Consider the following 14,666-nt stretch of genomic DNA (forward strand, 5'->3'; position numbering starts at 1 on the left):
TAATTTTTTACTCATCGTGAGGCAATACTGCGATAACTGATCGCAAATCGAAAATAGCTGAAAAGCCGTCAATAAAAAATCAAAAATAAATGGCGCGCTTTAATGTAATGGCATTGGCGATGGATGAATGCGCCACGGCCGCCCGAAACACCACTATGATGGGTGCGCCATGCGTGACGAATTGACCGATGCAATTACTTGCCGGAAATATGTTCATAGGCCAAGCGCCTTCGGCGTCGAGCATTTGATCAACGTAAGTGATTGCGCGTACGAGGAGGGATCATGCATTCGGCGTCGAGCCGGACCGCCAGCAAGCGGCCCGATCTCTCCACCCGCAGTCGAGATCGGGCATCAACGAAAGCTACGTGTTCACATCAAGACCCCGCCAGTGCGCGCAACGCAAACCGCTTCAGCTTGCCGGTCTCGGTGCGAGGCAAGGCATCGACAAATTCAATCGCGCGCGGATATTTGTACGGTGCGATCTCTTCCTTCACGAAGGTTTGTAGCTGCACCACCAGCGCGTCGCTCGCTACAAATCCAGCACGAAGAACCACGAACGCCTTGGCAATTTGCCCGCGCTCGTCATCGGCCACGCTAACGACCCCGCACTCCGCCACCGCTTCATGCAACAGCAGCGCGCTTTCCACTTCAGGACCGGAAATGTTATAGCCGGCCGAGATGATCATGTCGTCGGCGCGGGACTGATAAAAGACGTAACCATCGGCATCGATACGAACCGAATCACCCGGAAGGTTCCACCCATCGCGGACGAAACTAAGCTGCCGCGGGTCGCTTAGATAGCGGCACCCGGTCGGCCCTTTTACCGCGAGCATTCCGACCTCGCCAACCGGAACAGACTGCATGTTGTTGTCCACTGCCTGCACCACGTAGCCCGGCACCGCGCGCCCGATCGCCCGGTCGCGCGTCTGTCCCTCGGCGCACGACACAAAAATATGGATCATTTCAGTGCTGCCAATTCCATCGATCATTTGCAAACCCGTGGCCTGCCGCCAGAGCTTGCGCGTGGCATCCGGCAACGCTTCGCCAGCCGAGACGCTTTTTCCAAGGCTCGACAAATCGAAACGCGACGCGACGCCCGCCATTTGCCGATAGAACGTCGGCGCCGTGAACATGATCGTTGCGCGAAAACGCTCGACCACTTGCAGCAGCGTCTCCGGCGTCAACTTCTCGATCAATACCGACGATGCCCCCGCGCGCAACGGAAAACACAGCAAGCCACCCAGCCCGAAGGTGAACGCTAGCGGAGGCGTGCCGCAGAATATATCGTCGGCGGTGGGCTTGAGAATATGGCGCGGAAACAAGTCGCACATCGCAAGCACATCGCGATGAAAATGCATGCAACCCTTCGGCATTCCCGTCGTGCCGCTGGTAAATGCGATCAGGCAGACGTCGTCGGCAGCGGTGTCCACTGCCGTGTACTCGGTGGGTTGAAGCAAGGCGATCGTATCGACGGAATCGGGGCCATCGTCATGAAAGAGCCTTGTTTTCAGCAGGCTTTCGCAAAAGTACGCGTTGGCGGGGTCGCTGCATTGCGCGAGTTCATCGACCAGTCGTGCGTCGCATAAGGCGGCTGAAACCTGAGCCTTGTCGATAATCTGCTTCAGTTCCTTGGCGCGCAGAAGCGGCATGGTAGGCACCACCACGAGACCCGCCTTCAAGGACGCAAGCCATGCGATTGCCATGTGCAGCGTATTCGGTCCGCGCAGCAAAATGCGGTTGCCCGGCACCAGCCCCATCACTCCGGTCAGCACATGCGCTGCCTGGTTCACGCGCGTGCGCAATTCGCTGTACGTGGTCGCGTGCGCAGTACCATCGACGTCCGACCAGATCGCGGGCCGTGCGCCCTGCCCACGTTCCGGATGATCATCGATTATCCGGTCGAGCAATTCGACTGCGCAATTCAGACGCGCCGGATAGGAGACGTCGGGGTTGTCGAGCAGAAACTGCGGCCACTCGCCGGGCGGCGGCAAGTTGTCGCGAGAAAACGTATCGACGTGAGCCGAAGGTTCCATGGTGAGCTCCGAAAGCGACGAGATAAGCGACGAAATAAGCGACAGTTGTTAATCTGGAATAACGGCGGTGGCTTCGATCTCCACCTTGGCTTCGTCTTCAATGAGCGCGACCACCTGCACGGCGCTCATTGCAATGTCGTAGTTGCCGATCAGTTCTCGAAATGCGCTCCCCACGTCCCTTAACGCGGCGAGGTATTCGCGCTTGTCGGTCACGTACCAGGTCAGCCGCACGAGATGCTCCGGGCGCCCTCCCGCGGCGTCGAGCACCGCGACTATGTTGGCCAGCGCCTGATGCGCTTGCGCCGCGAATTCGCTGCTCTGGAAGCGCCCTTGCGCGTCCCAGCCGATCTGTCCTGCTATGAAGACCTGCGTGCCACGCGCGGCAACACCGTTCGCGTATCCGCGCGGCTTGACCCAGCCGGGTGGGAGCAATGCTTTTTTCACGAACGTGTCTCCTTTGTCTGTTCTCTTACTTCCGCAAGCGCTGCGGGGTTGAAGCGTGTCAGCGCGGCGCGAACGTCATCGGGGATATCGATCGACGCCCCAGACTCAAGCGACGTTGTCACAAGCACCTGACGCGCAAGAAAGCGCGTTTCGCCATGCGACTGCGCGTCAATCACAATCCCGACAGAACGAGCGCCTATACGTTCAAGCGTCAGCGACAGCATGAGCGTGTCGCCCATCCGGCTCGGCTTTGAAAACGTGCAATCGAGCTTCACGATCGGCAAGCCGACGCGGCGCGTGCCGATCATCGCGGCATAGTCAATGTCGAGTGCCTCGTTGAACCAGTCCTCTACCAGCGCATTGGTCATCACGAGATACTGCGGAAAAAATACGATGCCAGCGGGATCGCAATGCGAAAAGCGAATACGCACGGGCCGCTCGAAATGGCTCGATGATTCCGTCATGCGTTCCTCACGGCATGAGCCTTGAGCAGGTCTCGCCCGACAATCAACTGCTGCACTTCGGTCGCGCCCTCGTAGATGCGCAACGCACGAATCTCCCGATACAGTTGCTCCACCACAGCACCGCTTTGCACGCCGCTACCGCCCCACAATTGCACGGCTGCATCGATAACCTGCTGCGCGCCCTCGCTCGCGTGCCACTTCGCTAATGCAGCTTCACGCGTAACGGACTTGCCCTGATCGCGCAGCCACGCAGCCCGATAAACCAGCAACGCGGAGCTGTCGATGGTGAGCGCCATTTGCGCCAGCTTCGCCTGCGTCAATTGAAAGTCGCCCAACGTCTGCCCGAACATCTTGCGCGATGCGGCGCGTTCAATACCTTCGCTCATCGCTCGCCGCGCAAAGCCAAGCGACGCGGCTGCAACCGATGTGCGAAAGATATCGAGTGTGCGCATCGCAAGCTTAAAACCTTCGCCGCGATTGCCAAGTAAAGCGGTACGCGGCACGCGAGCGTTTTCGAAAGAAAGGCGCGCTAGCGGATGCGGCGCGATCACATCGAGCCGTTCGGCAATGCGCAGTCCCGGCGTATCCGCATCGACGATAAACGCGCTGATGCCACGCGCGCCCGCCGCCTCACCGGTACGGGCGAACACCACGTAAAAGTCCGCGATGCCACCATTCGAGATCCAGGTCTTCTCGCCATCGAGCACGTATGAATCGCCGTCTTCACGAGCGCTTAGCGCGAGCGCCGCGACGTCCGAGCCTGCATCGGGTTCAGTCAGCGCAAACGCCGCGATTGCCTCGCCGCTCGCCACGCGCGGCAGATAACGCTGCTTTTGCGCTTCGTTGCCGCCGAGCGAAATTGCGCCCGATCCGAGTCCCTGCATCGCAAGCGCGAAGTCGGCAAGGCCGCTGTGACGAGCAAGCGTTTCGCGCAGCAGGCAAACAGCGCGCGTGTCGATGGTGTCACCGTGTCCGCCGTAAGCGGTGCCGCCTATGCCATAACGCAACCACCCTGCCTCACCGAGTTCACGTACGAGACGGCGGCAGATCGCATCGACGTTCGCATGGTCGGCATGAGTGTCTGCCAGGTGTTCCGCCGCCCATGCGTCAATGCGTACACCGAGTTCGCGATGCCTTGCTTCGAAGAACGGCCACGCGAGGGCTTCGTGGAAAGCGTCGGATGTTGTTTGAGGATTGGCCAACTCAATCTCCCTCGAACACGGGCCGCGTCTTCGCAGCGAATGCGCGATACGCGCGGCCGAAATCGTTGGTCGCCATGCAGATTGCCTGCGCCTGTGCTTCGGATTCGATCGCGTCGTCGATGCTCATACTCCACTCCTGATGCAACATCTTCTTCGTGATGCCGTGGGCGAAGGTCGGCCCCGAGGCAAGATCGATGGCGAGCAATTGAGCTTCACGCAGAACCTCGTCGGGCTCACATAGACGGTTATAGAAGCCCCACGCGAAACCCTCATCGCCGCTTGCCGAACGTCCGGTGAAAAGCAGTTCAGCCGCTCTTCCCTGACCGATGATGCGCGGCAGGATCGCACACGCGCCCATGTCGCAACCCGCCAGTCCCACACGGGTGAACAGGAACGCAAGCTTGCTGCGCGCGGTGCCTAGCCGCATATCCGAAGCCATCGCCAGGATCGCCCCTGCTCCGGCGCAGATGCCATCGACAGCCGCGACAATCGGTTGCGGGCAATGCCGCATCGCTTTGACGAGGTCTCCCGTCATGCGCGTGAACATGAGCAACTCGGGCATGGGCAAGTCGACGAGCGGCGCGATGATGTCGTGCACGTCGCCACCCGAGCAGAAGTTGCCTCCGGCGCCGTGGATCACGATGCTCTTTACGTCGGTGGCGTAAGCGAGCTGGCGGAACAGGTCGCGCAACTCCGCATACGATTCGAACGTCAGCGGATTCTTGCGCTCGGGCCGGTCAAGGGTGATCGTCCCCACGCCTTGCTCTACCGTCCAGCCAAAATGCTGCGCGCGATAGTCGCCAAGGGTCGTGCGGTTGCCGGCAAAAAGCGCGGCGGTGTTGTCGTTCATCGACTATCTCCGTATCTGTGTGCTTTGCCAGGCTTCACGAATCCGTGCGCTCGCGCAAGTGCTGCTTGAGCTTGCCCAGCTTCTGGTGCATGCGCGCCTTGTCAGCAAGCGGCAGTCCGCCGAACAATTCGACGACCCATTGCTCATGCGCACGCGCCATGCGATCGAACGATTCGCGGCCATGGGCAGTGAGGCGCACTGCAAACGAACGGCGGTCGTTCGGATCGGTATCGCGCACCACAAAACCTTCCTTCTCCAACTGGTCGGTGAGCCCAGTCACGTTGCCGCCGGTGACCATCAGCCGTCGCGAAAGCTCGTTCATCTTCAGGCCTTCGGGATGGCGTTCGAGTTGCGCCATCAGGTCGAAGCGCGGCAACGTGGTATCGAATTCGGCGCGCAGGCGGCGGCGCAGCTCGGCCTGCACAAGATTTGTGGTGGTCAGCATGCGCAGCCACAAGCGCAGTCCCATGTGGCTGTCTACGCCCGTGCTCATCTCAAGGTCGACAACGTTACCGGCGGCCTTGGCCTTTTCGGGCGCGGCGGGTTTAACCGTGCGGGCAGCGGGCTTGTTCACATTACTTCTCCACCTGAAATAGAAATGGTCTGGCCGGTGATCGATCGCGACTCCGGCAAGCAGAGCCATAACGCGGAACTGGCGACTTCATCAGGCGTCACGAAGCGACGTTGCGGATTGGATCGCAGCAGTGCTTCGCGTGCTTCGTCCTCGCTACGTCCGGTCTGCGCAACGATCTTTTCGATCGACTGTTCGAGCAGTCCGGTTTCGGTAAAACCGGGACACACGGCGTTGACAGTCACACCACGCGTGGCAACTTCTAGCGCAAGTGAGCGCGTCATGCCGATCACGCCATGCTTGGCTGCGCAATACGCGGCAACGTAGGCGTAACCTACTTGGCCCGCGGTACTCGCTACGTTGACAATGCGCCCGCTGCGGCGTTCGAGCATTCCTGGCAAGACCTCTTGCGTGCAGAGAAACACACCGGTCAGATTCACGTCGAGCATGCGTTTCCACAGCGCCAGATCCGTCTTCGCAAACGGCGCGGCTTCGGCTTGGCCCGCATTGTTCACGAGGATGTCGATAAAACCATGCTCGCGCGCAGCAGCAAACGCCGTAGCGACCGAATCGGCGGACGTGACATCGACGCTCTGCACATGCACGACTCCGGCTTCGCTCAGGACTTCAGCCTGATACGCGAGCCGCGCCGCATCCCGGCCCATCAGCGTGACCTGCGCGCCGGCTGTTACCAACGCATGCGCGATGGCAGCGCCAATACCGCTCCCACCGCCTGTGACGACTGCGTGCTGGCCGTCGAGCGCATAAGTGCCCGTGTTCATGCTTCGCCCTCCGCACGCTGCGCGCGCTCACGTTCATAGCTGCGCTCGAGCTGCGACTTCGCGGCGTAATACTGCTTCGGCCAGGTGATATCGACATAACCAAGCTTCGCGGCCTGATCGAGTGTCCACGAAGGATTGGCAAGATGCGGACGCGCGACGGCGCAGAGGTCGGCGCGGCCCGCTGCAATGATGCTGTTCACGTGATCTGCTTCCGAGATCGCCCCGACCGCGATGGTCGCAATGCCTGCTTCGTTGCGCACGCGATCCGAGAAAGGCGTCTGGAACATGCGGCCATAGACCGGCTTCTCTTCCTTGCTCACCTGTCCCGACGATACGTCGATCATGTCCGCACCTGCTTCCTTGAATGCTCGCGCGATCAGCACGGCGTCGTCGGGCGTGATGCCGCCATCCACCCAGTCGTGCGCCGAAATGCGCACGGAAATGGGCTTGTCCTTGGGCCACGCTGCGCGGATCGCATTGAATACTTCGATCGGAAAACGCAGACGGTTCGCGGACGAACCGCCATATTCATCGTCGCGTTGATTCGTGAGCGGGGAGAGGAAACCGGACAGCAGATAACCGTGCGCGCAGTGCAGTTCAAGCCAATCGAAACCAGCGTCTGCGGCAAGCTCGGTCGACCGCACGAACTGCGCCTTGATCTCGTGCAGATCGTCGGCGGTGGCTGCGCGCGACCATTGACTGATGCCTTTCAAATACTGCTGCCGCGACGCCGACACGATTGGCCAGTTGCCCTCTTCAAGCGGCTTGTCTATCCCTTCCCAACTCACGCGCGTCGATGCCTTCGCGCCAGCATGACCCAACTGGATGCCGATCTTCGCATCGCTCTCACGATGCACGAAGTCGACAATGCGCCGCCACGCGTCGCGTTGCATGCTGTTGTACAAACCGGGGCAACCGGGCGTGATGCGACCCTCGGGAGAAACGCAGGTCATCTCCGTCATCACCAGTGCAGCGCCGCCCATGGCGCGGGCGCCGAGATGCATCAGATGGTAGTCCCCCGCGATGCCATCGACAGCCGAGTACTGGGCCATGGGAGAAACCACCACGCGGTTCTTCAGCGTCACGCCGCGTACGGTGAAGGGTGTGAACATCGGCGGGACGGAGCGCTTGCTGCCGCTGTCTATATCAAGCCCCGAACGCTTTGCGATCCAGTTTTCAAACTCGGCAAGATACGCGGCGTCGCGTGAACGCAGGTTTTCATGGGAGATGCGCTGCGAGCGCGTGAGCAGGGAATAAGCGAATTGCTCCGGCTCGAAGGACGCGTACCGGTCCACGTTTTCGAACCACTCCGTAGAGTTGCGCGCGGCGTTCTGGATGCGCAGGACATCACCGCTGCGTACGTCAGTGTAGTGATCAAGGGCGGCCGGCAGATCGCCCGGATGCGCCGCGATGCTATTCGTCAGTTCGATCGCATCTTCAAGCGCGAGCTTGGTGCCAGAGCCAATCGAGAAGTGCGCCGTGTGCGCGGCATCGCCCATCAGCACAATCGGCGTCACGCTGCCATCGCTATTCGCGCGGTCATGCACCCACGTTTCGTTCACGATGCGCGGAAACCGGATCCACTGCGAGGAGCCGCGCAAATGGTGTGCGTTGGACTTGAGCGCATGACCGTCGAGATACCTGGCGAAGAGCCGCTCGCAAAATGCGATGCCGTCTTCCTTGCTCATTTCGTCCAGGCCGGCTGCACGCCAGACCCGCTCAGGCGCCTCCACGATAAACGTGGACATGTGGTCGTCGAAACGATACGCATGCGCCTGGAACCAGCCGAACTCGGTCTTCTCGAACGCGAATGTGAAGGCATCGAACAGCTTGTCCGTGCCAAGCCAGACGAAGCGGCAGTCGCGCAGATCGATGTCAGGTTTATAGGTGGCCGCGTACTTCGTGCGCACGACGCTGTTGGCGCCGTCGCACGCAATGATGAGGTCGGCTTCATACGCTTCGTCACTCGCGACCTGTGTTTCAAACACCAGCTTTACGCCAAGTTCCTCCGCCCGCTCCTGAAGAATGTTCAACAGGCGCTTACGGCCAATGCCGCAGAAACCGTGTCCGGACGAGCGCTGAGTGCGGCCGTTGATATGGATGTCGATGTCGTCCCAGTGGTTGAACGCATCGAGAATGGCGGCCGCGCTCGCCTCGTCCGCACGACGCAGGTTGCCGAGCGTCTGGTCGGAGAACACCACGCCCCAGCCGAAGGTGTCGTAGGGGCGATTGCGCTCCACTACCGTCACGTCGTGAGCGGGATTTTGCTTCTTCATCAGCAAGCCAAAGTACAGACCCGCGGGGCCGCCACCAATACAAACGATGCGCATAGTGCGCTCCAGGCTGAAGAGTCAGTTTTAATTTAAGCCTCGATAGTTTAGGTGTCAAGTAAATTCATAAAAGAAGCCGATCATTCTCCCGACGGTTTGATCGCAAAAATTAAAGGTGTCGGCGGAAAATGAGAAGGGTCAAACGTCTTCGCAATGGGGAGTGGTTGGATTGGCGCCGTCCGCGGCACGGCTGCCAACCCACGTAATGGATCAGCATCGCATCCTGTAGCTTCACGGCGGCTTCCGTCGCGCCGGACGACCGAGGCGCGCGAACGAACGTTCTTGGGAAAATCGAATACCAGGAAACCTACGCCACGATGGAATTTCAAGGACTCGTTGACTTTCATATGGATTATGACAATAATCCATATGAAATAGGATCACGGAGCGCGAAAGGCCGTGACGAATCCGGGGTCGCAACTACCCACCGTCACGATGTTCCGAATCATTGCAGACCCCGCCGCTTCATTACCGGTCCTGCAGGACTCAAGCAACACCTCGATGAGATCATTCGACTCATAAAGTGCATATGCACTTTACGACATACCAAAGTGAATTTCTGACCACGGTGAATCGAATATCGGTGTTAACAATCCCCTGCACGTGTGACCCGTGCGCGTACCCTTAATTGGAGAATTAACCATGCAGCAACGTAAATACCTCATCACCGGTGCCACCGGTAAAACGGGCGTCCACACCATTCGTCATCTTCTCAAGGACGGACATGCGGTTCGGGCTCTTGTGCATCAGGAAGACGAGCGGAGCACAACGCTGCGGGATGAAGGCGCCGAGGTCATCGTCGGTGATCTTCTCGAGCATGACGACGTTTTGCGCGCGATGGACGGCGTGACGGGTGCGTACTTGTGCTATCCCGTGCATCCGGGCTACATCCAGGCGACCGCGTATTTTGCGGACGCTGCGCAGCGCGCAGGTGTCGAAATTGTGGTCGAAATGTCGCAAATTTCCGCCCGGCGAGATTCGGAGAGTCACGCTGCGCGCGATCATTGGATCGCGGAACGTGTACTCGACTGGTCTGGCGTGCCAACCGTCCACATTCGCCCGACGTTCTTCTCCGAATGGCTGGTTTTTCCGTGGGTGCGCGATCAGATCGTGCAGGAAGGCAAGATCACGCTGCCGTACGGTAGCGGGCGCCATGCCCCCATCGCTGCCGAGGATCAGGCTCGCCTGATCGCCATCGTCCTCACACAACCGTCCAGCCATATCGGGAAGACCTATCCGCTGTTCGGGCCCGTCGAGCTTAGCCAACAAGAGATTGCCGATGAGGTCGGCAAGGTGCTCGGCCGCAAGATCACCTACAGTCCGTCGACCATCGAACAATATCGCGAGCATTTGAAGAAATACGCTCTGCCGGAATTTTTGATCCAGCACTTCCTCGCGATCGCCATCGATTACCAGAACGGAATTTTTGCCGGCGTGGACGGTGTCATCGGCGAGATCACCGGACAAGCTCCCCAAACCGTTGGCGACTTCGTGAAGGCACACCGTCATGTATTCGAGCAGTAAGTTTTGTCACGTATGCAGAAAGGCCGTGGCGCAAATAGCGATCGCCGAATTGTCAGTTCGAGCAGCGCGCCAAGCAAGCGAGACGCCTGCCAGCCCTCCTTGTCCGACACCACTCCCATGAAAATCCATGAGGACACGCCCGTAGGCGATTTCCGTCGCGCGATTGCGCTTCATGGCGAAAAGATTCTCATCGGTGATCCGGTCAAGATGGCGCAAGCAATGATTGCTTCCTGCGAACTCAAGCCGGCTCCACGGAGACTGGTACTGGGAAGCGATGCGTATCAGCATATTGAGGCTTCACTGATCGAACGTCTTGCACTTCTGCGTTCACAAAAGGAGCTCGCTTTCTCGACGGATCTGAATTCGTAAAGCGATGATATCTGTCCGCCAGCACGTGGAACGGGCCAGTCTCCGCTCTGATCGATCTGAGATCGGTTGAAGGAGTTGAACAGCCGAGCGTCCATGCCGCTCTTCTTTGGATCTTCGGGATTCACGCCGCGGTTCCATGCGTGATCAGGCGTCGACGCATGGTACCGCGGCTGATAGCGCGTGCCCCTTGCCGGCTGCCACCACTTCGGCACAGCATGGAGGCCTCGGGCGTGGCTTTATCCAGCAAATTGAGTACATCGCTTGCGAAGAAGGAAACCTGAACTGAGCAATTGAACGTCAATTTTTCAGGGCTGGCACCCACATCAACGGTCGTCCGACTGCCGATGACACGCTCGATATGAGCCCTTTCGTTCCGCTACCTTCCCCGCGCCCGATTGTAAGCAACATCGTCGTAAGACGAATCATCAGTAGGCTCGCGATGAGATTTAGCGCAAGTACCGAATACAAGCTGCTGGGGCCGAACATGCTGCACCCGGATCAAAGGAAAAATAGGCTAAATACTATCGCTGTGCAACCTCAAGTCATTTGGACGCAGGCGGCGCCGCCCCGCAGTCACGAACTCGCCTGCACAACCAGGTACTTGCTGCGCATTGATTCAAGCCCCGCTAATCTTAACGTCCGTTGACCCGGAAATTCGGCCGCGCCAACCGTTTGCTAAACACCCCTGCTGATTTGGGAACCGCAAGTTCAGCAGCCTTGCTCGCCTGAAGCGCATGAAGATGTTCTCCAGGTCCGCATGCTCGTTGAACCGGCATTTCGACTATCCACCACCGTGGATAATGTTTCCAGAATACCGCGTTTATTTTGTTTCAACGCGCGCCTACACTTCGTTCGGCCTCGCGATATATGCCCGGACGCGATGCATGCTAGCGCTGAATATCTGACTCACCGCGTACATACATCATTCAAATGAGTGACCATGTAATTCGGCATCCTCATCTTTATGAAATCCGGCTTCGTGCCGCTGAGAGTCGAGGCATGCAAGTCAAGCTGGCTCTCATCTCCTTGAGTCGAGCGTTGCGCAATCGGCGTTGCCGCAATGGACGCGGCTCCTGTTCGGTCATCGCCTCACCGTCCAAAAACTTTTTTGCCGACAGACCCATTTAAAAGGTGGTTTTAATGAAGATCCATGACATCACAGGTTTCCCCAACCCGGCTCGCATTCGCATCGTGTTAGCGGAAAAGGGAATGGACTCCCAGGTGGAGTTTGTTCGCGTGAAACTCTACGATGCAGAGCATCAAAAAGGTCCGTTCCGCGAGAAGAATCCGACCTCGACAGTTCCCGTTCTTGAGCTCGACGACGGCACGTTTATCGGCGAGTGTATTGCAATCACAGAGTATCTCGACAACCTCGACGGGAACCCGATCCTCACCGGACGCACGCCTCGGGAAAAAGCGGTGATCCACATGATGCAAAAGCGCGCGGACCATCAGTTGATCGATGGCATAGGGGTATTTTTTCACCACTCGACGCCGGGACTCGGCAAAGCCAACGAAGCCTTCAAGAGTGCAGACTGGGCTTTCCGCAAACAATGGGGCGACAAACACGGGGAACGGGCGATAGCGGGAATGAAATATTTTGACAGCGTCCTGCAAACTCAACCCTACGTCGCAGGCGATCAGTTTTCCGTCGCGGATATCACTGTTTGGGCCGCCTTGATGCACGGGGATTACGCAGGATTGACGGTTCCGGCGGACCATACCGCCCTGGTGGAGTGGCGAGCCAGGTTGGACGAGCGTCCAGGCATCAAAAACCGTAGCGGCAAGGATCTCCTTGCCGAAGATCTTCCACGCCTCGAACCACTGCTGGCTTATCTTAATGCCAAAGCCGCCGCATCGTCCGCGAGCTGATGCGGCGGCTCAAAGCATAGAGACGAACCTGCCAGGGTGTCGCGGTGGCGCCAGTAGTTCTAAACAACCAAGGTGAACGCGTCGCCTTTTCAAGTATGCTAGTCAAAATCTAGCTGGTTCCTGCCCGGTTGACCGGACATTCAGGTCATCTGTAACCCGGGCGGGCAATACTCACAGCATGTTTGACGGTCAAGCTGTGGATATTCCTGCTCGCGCCGAGAGTGAAACAGAGGGCAACCTTCGTCGGAGGATACCGTTGAACAACTTGATGGCGATTCGGGTCTTCGCGAGGGTAGTCGAGACAGGCGGATTCACAAAAGCGGCGGACTCGCTAGGGATTCCTCTGGCAACCGCAAGCAAAATGATTCAGGAGCTTGAAGCGGAATTGCGAATCAAGCTCCTGCGGCGGACAACGCGCATTGTCGCAGTGACGCCAGAAGGCGCTCACTATTACGACAGTACGCTGCCTATCATCCAGGCGCTGGACGAAATCAATAATTCGTTTGCGGTGCAAAATGCTAACCCCGCGGGAAAGATCAGGATCGGGATAAGCGCCTCACTAGCAAGCAGCTTTGTCATACCGGCCCTTTCCCGGTTCCATGAGAAGTATCCAAACGTTGAAGTAGATCTATGCGTTCGCGACAGCTTGACCGACATGATTCAGGATGGCATTGACTGCGCCATTCGAGGCGGCCCGATGCACGACGAATCGCTCGTGGCACGAGAAGTTGGCCGCGCGAGCTGGACGACGTGCGCTTCACCTGAATATGTGAAGCGCCACGGGACACCCTCCAATATCGAAGATCTTGAGCAAAACCATACGCTCGTGCGATACGTCTCACCACGAACGGGGCGCATCGTACCATCACCGTTCGGCACAGGCGCTGAGGCGACTGAAGTACAACCCAACGCATTTTTAAGTGTGAATGAGGGCAATGCCCATCTTGCGGCCGGTCTGGCTGGAGTCGGTGTCATTCACATCTTTTCTTTCAAGGTTCGGCCCTACATAGCAACGGGCCAACTGGTCCCATTCCTCGAAAGGTGGCAACCGCCACCCTATCCATATCACGTCGTGTATCCACGCAACCGCCACCTTAGTCAGCGTCTGCGGATTTTCATAGACTGGCTCGTCGAGATGTTCGACGAATTGGACTAATGCCAATGCCGCACTCGTATCACGATAGGTGAGAGGCAACAAACAATGAAAGCAGTCGCACTAATGCGTTATCTGGCGATCTCTGATCCCGAATCGCTGATCGATGTCGAGCTCGAAAAACCAGATGCCGACGGTCACGACCTGCTCGTCAAGATCGAGGCTATTGGCATAAACCCGATTGATACAAAGGTTCGCTCTCCCAAGGATCAGGTTGAGAAGACGCCGCGAGTGCTCGGCTGGGACGCATCTGGCGTAGTAGAAGCGGTAGGCTCGAAAGTAACGCTGTTTCGCCCGGGCGATGCTGTGTTTTATGCAGGTAGCATCACACGTCAAGGTTCAAACAGCGAATACCATCTGGTCGATGAGCGCATCGTCGGCAAGAAGCCGAAATCCCTGGATTTTTCAATGGCAGCGGCACTCCCGCTAACTTCAATCACAGCCTGGGAGGCGCTGTTCTCGCGGCTGGGAGTGTCCACAAGCGGAGGGGACTCCGGCAAATCAGTGCTGGTGATAGGGGGCGCCGGCGGAGTCGGTTCGATCGCTATTCAGCTCGCTAAGAAAGTCGCGCGGTTAGAGGTAATCGCAACAGCCTCGCGGCCGGAATCAGGCAACTGGGTAAAAAAACTCGGCGCGGATCACGTGATCAATCACTTCGGTGACATGCTGGCGCAATTGGTAGCGCTCGGCATAGACGCAGTTGATTACGTACTTATTCTCAACAGCATCGACAGGCATTTTTCTACCGCTGCCAATATCATCAAACCGCAGGGCGCCATTTGCTCGATTGTCGAAAACGAGCGGCCGCTTCCAGTTGAATTGCTTAAGGCGAAAAGCGTTTCGTTCCATTGGGAATCGATGTTTACGCGCTCATCCTTTTGCACATCGGACATGATAGCTCAGCACGTCATCCTTTCGACGATTGCTGACCTGGTTGATGCGACAGCGATCGGAACGACCTTGGGGTGCAATCTCGGGTTGATCAACGCCAAAAATGTGAGAGAAGCGCACCGTCTTCTCGAGAAAGGACGGGTAATCGGGAAGCTCACACTGGCAGGTTTCTAGAAGGGAA

The 14,666-nt window shown here is 58.2% G+C and carries 14 protein-coding genes; 5 read left to right on the top strand and 9 right to left on the bottom strand.

Annotated elements, in window-relative coordinates; translation table 11 throughout:
- Window positions 1–79: 79 nt before the first annotated feature.
- From ACSQ8V_RS29470 to ACSQ8V_RS29510, 9 genes are all read right to left on the bottom strand, one after another.
- Window positions 80–217: a hypothetical protein gene (locus ACSQ8V_RS29470; protein WP_436208131.1), complete on the bottom strand. Its 138-nt coding sequence runs from the start codon at window positions 215–217 to the stop codon at window positions 80–82.
- A gap of 157 nt (window positions 218–374) precedes the next feature.
- Window positions 375–2,033: an AMP-binding protein gene (locus ACSQ8V_RS29475; RefSeq protein WP_436208132.1), complete on the bottom strand. Its 1,659-nt coding sequence runs from the start codon at window positions 2,031–2,033 to the stop codon at window positions 375–377.
- A 48-nt stretch (window positions 2,034–2,081) separates the two neighbouring features.
- The gene (locus ACSQ8V_RS29480; protein ID WP_436208133.1) at window positions 2,082–2,477 is read right to left on the bottom strand and encodes a RidA family protein; all 396 of its coding nucleotides are present in this window, start codon (window positions 2,475–2,477) and stop codon (window positions 2,082–2,084) included.
- On the bottom strand, window positions 2,474–2,941 hold the full coding sequence (locus ACSQ8V_RS29485) for an acyl-CoA thioesterase (protein WP_436208134.1): 468 nt from the start codon (window positions 2,939–2,941) through the stop codon (window positions 2,474–2,476). Before ACSQ8V_RS29485 ends, ACSQ8V_RS29480 begins: the two co-directional genes overlap by 4 nt.
- Window positions 2,938–4,143 carry an acyl-CoA dehydrogenase family protein gene (locus ACSQ8V_RS29490; RefSeq protein ID WP_436208135.1) on the bottom strand — a complete coding sequence of 402 codons (1,206 nt, stop codon included), beginning with the start codon at window positions 4,141–4,143 and terminating at the stop codon, window positions 2,938–2,940. Before ACSQ8V_RS29490 ends, ACSQ8V_RS29485 begins: the two co-directional genes overlap by 4 nt.
- A 1-nt stretch (window position 4,144) precedes the next feature.
- Window positions 4,145–4,993 (bottom strand): enoyl-CoA hydratase family protein, encoded by an 849-nt coding sequence (locus ACSQ8V_RS29495; protein ID WP_436208136.1) that lies wholly within the window; start codon window positions 4,991–4,993, stop codon window positions 4,145–4,147.
- Window positions 4,994–5,027: 34 nt separating this feature from the next.
- A complete protein-coding gene (locus ACSQ8V_RS29500) occupies window positions 5,028–5,636 on the bottom strand; it encodes a MarR family winged helix-turn-helix transcriptional regulator (protein ID WP_436208137.1) in 609 nt (202 codons plus the stop codon).
- A complete protein-coding gene (locus ACSQ8V_RS29505; RefSeq protein ID WP_436208138.1) occupies window positions 5,564–6,346 on the bottom strand; it encodes an SDR family NAD(P)-dependent oxidoreductase in 783 nt (260 codons plus the stop codon). Before ACSQ8V_RS29505 ends, ACSQ8V_RS29500 begins: the two co-directional genes overlap by 73 nt.
- Window positions 6,343–8,676 carry a bifunctional salicylyl-CoA 5-hydroxylase/oxidoreductase gene (locus ACSQ8V_RS29510; RefSeq protein ID WP_436208139.1) on the bottom strand — a complete coding sequence of 778 codons (2,334 nt, stop codon included), beginning with the start codon at window positions 8,674–8,676 and terminating at the stop codon, window positions 6,343–6,345. The genes ACSQ8V_RS29505 and ACSQ8V_RS29510 overlap by 4 nt, the downstream gene beginning before the upstream one ends.
- 642 nt (window positions 8,677–9,318) lie before the next feature.
- On the opposite strand from ACSQ8V_RS29510, the gene ACSQ8V_RS29515 reads away from it, so the two are divergent.
- The 5 genes from ACSQ8V_RS29515 (at window position 9,319) to ACSQ8V_RS29535 (ending at window position 14,659) form a co-directional block, all read left to right on the top strand.
- Window positions 9,319–10,200, top strand: a complete 882-nt coding sequence (locus ACSQ8V_RS29515; RefSeq protein WP_436208140.1) for an NmrA family NAD(P)-binding protein — start codon at window positions 9,319–9,321, stop codon at window positions 10,198–10,200.
- 117 nt (window positions 10,201–10,317) lie between these two features.
- On the top strand, window positions 10,318–10,569 hold the full coding sequence (locus tag ACSQ8V_RS29520; protein WP_436208141.1) for a hypothetical protein: 252 nt from the start codon (window positions 10,318–10,320) through the stop codon (window positions 10,567–10,569).
- Window positions 10,570–11,709: 1,140 nt separating this feature from the next.
- Window positions 11,710–12,441 carry a glutathione S-transferase family protein gene (locus ACSQ8V_RS29525; RefSeq protein WP_213764964.1) on the top strand — a complete coding sequence of 244 codons (732 nt, stop codon included), beginning with the start codon at window positions 11,710–11,712 and terminating at the stop codon, window positions 12,439–12,441.
- A gap of 256 nt (window positions 12,442–12,697) precedes the next feature.
- Window positions 12,698–13,597 carry a LysR family transcriptional regulator gene (locus tag ACSQ8V_RS29530; RefSeq protein WP_436208142.1) on the top strand — a complete coding sequence of 300 codons (900 nt, stop codon included), beginning with the start codon at window positions 12,698–12,700 and terminating at the stop codon, window positions 13,595–13,597.
- A 45-nt stretch (window positions 13,598–13,642) separates the two neighbouring features.
- Complete coding sequence (locus ACSQ8V_RS29535; protein WP_436208143.1) at window positions 13,643–14,659, top strand: zinc-binding alcohol dehydrogenase family protein; 1,017 nt, start codon at window positions 13,643–13,645, stop codon at window positions 14,657–14,659.
- Window positions 14,660–14,666 lie beyond the last annotated feature (7 nt).

The organism is Caballeronia sp. LjRoot31 (assembly GCF_964253885.1).
Lineage (GTDB): Bacteria > Pseudomonadota > Gammaproteobacteria > Burkholderiales > Burkholderiaceae > Caballeronia.

What these genes read in the sequence shown, in the direction of transcription:
- ACSQ8V_RS29470 (WP_436208131.1), bottom strand. Translation starts at nt 217, where the DNA reads ATGAACATATTTCCGGCAAGTAATTGCATCGGTCAATTCGTCACGCAT.
- ACSQ8V_RS29475 (WP_436208132.1), bottom strand. Translation starts at nt 2,033, where the DNA reads ATGGAACCTTCGGCTCACGTCGATACGTTTTCTCGCGACAACTTGCCG.
- ACSQ8V_RS29485 (WP_436208134.1), bottom strand. Translation starts at nt 2,941, where the DNA reads ATGACGGAATCATCGAGCCATTTCGAGCGGCCCGTGCGTATTCGCTTT.
- ACSQ8V_RS29495 (WP_436208136.1), bottom strand. Translation starts at nt 4,993, where the DNA reads ATGAACGACAACACCGCCGCGCTTTTTGCCGGCAACCGCACGACCCTT.
- ACSQ8V_RS29500 (WP_436208137.1), bottom strand. Translation starts at nt 5,636, where the DNA reads ATGGCTCTGCTTGCCGGAGTCGCGATCGATCACCGGCCAGACCATTTC.
- ACSQ8V_RS29505 (WP_436208138.1), bottom strand. Translation starts at nt 6,346, where the DNA reads ATGAACACGGGCACTTATGCGCTCGACGGCCAGCACGCAGTCGTCACA.
- ACSQ8V_RS29510 (WP_436208139.1), bottom strand. Translation starts at nt 8,676, where the DNA reads ATGCGCATCGTTTGTATTGGTGGCGGCCCCGCGGGTCTGTACTTTGGC.
- ACSQ8V_RS29515 (WP_436208140.1), top strand. Translation starts at nt 9,319, where the DNA reads ATGCAGCAACGTAAATACCTCATCACCGGTGCCACCGGTAAAACGGGC.
- ACSQ8V_RS29520 (WP_436208141.1), top strand. Translation starts at nt 10,318, where the DNA reads ATGAAAATCCATGAGGACACGCCCGTAGGCGATTTCCGTCGCGCGATT.
- ACSQ8V_RS29525 (WP_213764964.1), top strand. Translation starts at nt 11,710, where the DNA reads ATGAAGATCCATGACATCACAGGTTTCCCCAACCCGGCTCGCATTCGC.
- ACSQ8V_RS29535 (WP_436208143.1), top strand. Translation starts at nt 13,643, where the DNA reads ATGAAAGCAGTCGCACTAATGCGTTATCTGGCGATCTCTGATCCCGAA.